The 3,271-nt window shown below is 42.3% G+C and carries 4 protein-coding genes; all 4 read left to right on the forward strand.

The genetic code is table 11. The annotated features are described in order from the left end of the window. Positions 1-167: 167 nt before the first annotated feature. From H6S82_RS25610 to H6S82_RS25625, 4 genes are read left to right on the forward strand one after another with little or no spacing between them, the layout of a single operon-like run. Positions 168-1,034: a class I SAM-dependent methyltransferase gene (locus H6S82_RS25610; RefSeq protein WP_190464884.1), complete on the forward strand. Its 867-nt coding sequence runs from the start codon at positions 168-170 to the stop codon at positions 1,032-1,034. A 24-nt stretch (positions 1,035-1,058) separates the two neighbouring features. Further along, positions 1,059-1,982 (forward strand): ABC transporter ATP-binding protein, encoded by a 924-nt coding sequence (locus H6S82_RS25615; protein ID WP_190464883.1) that lies wholly within the window; start codon positions 1,059-1,061, stop codon positions 1,980-1,982. Next, positions 1,972-2,754: an ABC transporter permease gene (locus H6S82_RS25620; RefSeq protein WP_190464882.1), complete on the forward strand. Its 783-nt coding sequence runs from the start codon at positions 1,972-1,974 to the stop codon at positions 2,752-2,754. The genes H6S82_RS25615 and H6S82_RS25620 overlap by 11 nt, the downstream gene beginning before the upstream one ends. A gap of 37 nt (positions 2,755-2,791) precedes the next feature. After that, complete coding sequence (locus H6S82_RS25625; RefSeq protein ID WP_190464881.1) at positions 2,792-3,253, forward strand: protein tyrosine phosphatase family protein; 462 nt, start codon at positions 2,792-2,794, stop codon at positions 3,251-3,253. Positions 3,254-3,271: the final 18 nt, after the last annotated feature.

The raw sequence follows: 3,271 nt of genomic DNA on the forward strand, positions 1-3,271 counted from the left end.
ACAAAATCAATCAAATACATCCACTTCCAAAAGTTTACCAGTCTCCTATACAGACGTAGAAGCTGGTGCAGTTACGGCATCTGATGCCAAAATCGGGGTAATTATTACTGGTGGTAATGTTTCCCTCACTCATTTGCCCTTGCTATATAATAAAATGAGTAAATTTAATGAGTAACGCAGTGAGCAACGAATTAGAAAATCAGATCATCTCAAATATTGACGATTTAAAAAGTCAACCAGAGGCGCAAAGCATTATCGAGCTTTCCGATACTGAGTCTATCCATTATGATGGCAGACATTACGATCTAATCTACGATAATTTTTACCCATTCTCTAACTTAGCCAAGATAGACATTCCTTTTTGGACTGACATGGTTAGTCAGTATGGCGAACCTGTCTTAGAACTATGTTGCGGTACGGGGAGAATCGCTTTTCCGTTAGCGGAAAAAGGTTTGCAAGTGACGGGTATTGATATTTCTGACTCTATGCTGGGGGAAGCTAGAAAGAAATCTGACCGAGTAGAATGGATAAAAGCTGATGTCTGCGATTTCGATTTGGGCAAGCAGTTTTCGTTAATTATATTTTCCTTAAACTCAATCTACCATCTTTTAAGGATAGAAGATTTGGAATCCTGTTTTAATTGCGTGAAGAAACATTTAAAGCCGGACGGGAAATTTATTATAGATATGCTTAACTATTATACGAAACCGACTATAGAGGCGATGTGGTCTCCATTGCCAACCCTATATTCTGTATATCCCGATCCAGATGGAAGAGGAACAATGGTGGTAACTGTTGTTAACGAGTTGGATGTGAGCGCACAAATCGCCAAGAGTAAGTTATTTTTCCGCTTAATAGAGCAGAAAAAGGAATTTGTGGAAGAAACAAAACTGCGGCTTTATCACCCGAACGAGATGGGGAACTTGCTTAAGTATAATGGATTTATAATTGAAACTCAGTTGGGAGGTTACGATAAGGCAGCTTTCACATCAGGAGCGCCAAATTATATAGCAATCTGTAAATTAGGGCAGTGAGGATAATTAACATCCAGGTAATTTATGGAATCGATCGCATTAGTAGCAAACGACCTGTGGAAATTTTACGGCACTCGCCCAGTCGTGCAAAACGTTAATTTTACGCTTAAATCTGGAGAAATTCTCGGAGTTTTAGGGCCGAATGGAGCTGGAAAAACCACAACGGTGGGGATGCTTTACGGAGGGGTGATTCCCAGTCGAGGATTTGTGCAGTTGGGAGACTTGCAAGTACACCTTCAGGGTCGCCAAGCTCGCTATTTCATGGGAATTGTAACTCAAGAAGATAATTTAGATCCGGAATTCACAGTTAAAGAGAATTTGATTCACTTTGCTCATCATTATCGCCTCACGGGTAAAGCGGCGCGGCATCAGGTGGGAGAATTACTCGATCGAATGGGATTGCAAGATTATGCAAATTATAAAATTGATGAACTTTCTGGAGGATGGAAGCGGCGAGTAGTTTTAGCGCGTGCGATAATTAATAAACCTCATGTAGTGTTTTTAGACGAACCGACTACGGGGTTAGACCCAGATGCAAGGCAAGAATTTTGGAAACTGGTGAGTCAATTGAAACAAAATGGCTGTGCAGTTTTATTGACTACTCATTATATGGACGAAGCGCAACGATTGTGCGATCGTCTCCTGCTGCTTCAGGAAGGTCAAGTAATTGATTCTGGCACTCCCACCGAACTGATTTCGCGCATAGTAGGTCAAGAAATTGTCGAAATTGAAGGCGTTGCCGAATCAATCCTGCAACAACTTGCAAAACAAACAGGAACTTGGTGTCGTCCTTTCAGTAGCGGATATTTGTTGACCTTACCGCCTGAAAATCCCAATTTGTTGTGGGAGGAACTCGTCGCCAAACAGCCAACCTCCCTCACGCGGCGACGAGCTAATTTAGAAGATGTCTTTTTACGCCTAACTGGTAGGTCTTTAAATGAAGTTTAAATCGAGCATCACACTTTGGGGAATCTATTCAGTTTGGCATCGCCACGCTAAAGTTTATCAAAAGACTTGGCTGGTTAACTGTCTTCCTCCTATGTTAGAACCGATCGTTTACTTGCTAGCTTTTGGTTATGGCTTAACGCCGCTACTGGGAGAGATTACTTATGCGGGTAAAACTGTCGATTACATGACGTTTATTGCACCGGGAATGATTGCGATCGGAGTGATTTTCCAATCATATTCTGAAGGAGCTTTCGGCAGCTTTGTTCGTTTGAATTTCCAAAAAACTTGGCAAGCGTTGCTAACAGCACCGCTGACTTTTGCAGAAGTGTTCTGCGGCGACTGGCTTTGGGCGGCGACTCGCGGCGCAATTACCGGAGTTGTGACGGGTATTGTAGAAGTTTTGTTGGGGTTTTTCTCTGGCTGGAATTTGTTATTATCTTTACCGTTAATTTGCTTGGGCAGTCTGCTCTTTGCGGCGATGGGACTGCTCACAGCTGGTGTTATGCGAACGATCGATCACATAAACGTGCCAATTTACTTATTAATTGTACCAATGTACACTATCTGCGGCACCTTTTTTCCCCGCGAAACTCTACCACCTTTATTGAGTAAAGTCGCTAGTTTTCTTCCTCTTTCTCCGTTGGTAGATTTGTTGCGTTGGGAGTTAGCAATCCCGCAGTATTGGTTAATACAATTGCTATGGATGGTGCTGTTAACTGGAGTTTTTACGTGGATGGCTTGGCGGCAGATTTATCCTCAGCTATTCCGCTAGAGAACCGTTAATAGGGGCTATGTCAAAGGAGAACAGAATGTCTGAGAACCAAATTGAAAGCATTTACAACTTTTTCAAAGTATCGGCAAAAGTGGCAACGGCGGGACAGCCGACCGAAGCGCAGTTAGGTGTTATTAAAGATGCTGGATATCAACTTATAGTGAATTTAGCCTTACCCGAATCACCCAAAGCCTTGCCAAACGAGCAAGCACTCGTTGAAAATTTGGGAATGGAATACGTACACATCCCAGTAGTTTGGGAAAATCCTACTCTTGAGGATATCAGTCAATTTTTTAGCGTCATGGAAGCGAATGCGAACAAATCGGTGTTTGTTCACTGCGCTGCCAATATGAGAGTTTCATCTTTTATCTATTTATACAGATTGCTTCATCAAGGGGTAGATGAAGAAACTGCCAAAAATGATTTACATAGAATTTGGGTTCCCAATCAGAAATGGCAGGCATTTATTGAACAGGTAATCGATCGATATCAGCGGTGAAAGCTTGGGCGATCGCAC

Origin of the sequence: Planktothrix sp. FACHB-1355 (genome assembly GCF_014748295.1) — a bacterium.
Lineage (GTDB): Bacteria > Cyanobacteriota > Cyanobacteriia > Cyanobacteriales > Aerosakkonemataceae > Aerosakkonema > Aerosakkonema funiforme_A.

What these genes read in the sequence shown, in the direction of transcription:
- H6S82_RS25610 (WP_190464884.1), top strand. Translation starts at nt 168, where the DNA reads ATGAGTAACGCAGTGAGCAACGAATTAGAAAATCAGATCATCTCAAAT.
- H6S82_RS25615 (WP_190464883.1), top strand. Translation starts at nt 1,059, where the DNA reads ATGGAATCGATCGCATTAGTAGCAAACGACCTGTGGAAATTTTACGGC.
- H6S82_RS25620 (WP_190464882.1), top strand. Translation starts at nt 1,972, where the DNA reads ATGAAGTTTAAATCGAGCATCACACTTTGGGGAATCTATTCAGTTTGG.
- H6S82_RS25625 (WP_190464881.1), top strand. Translation starts at nt 2,792, where the DNA reads ATGTCTGAGAACCAAATTGAAAGCATTTACAACTTTTTCAAAGTATCG.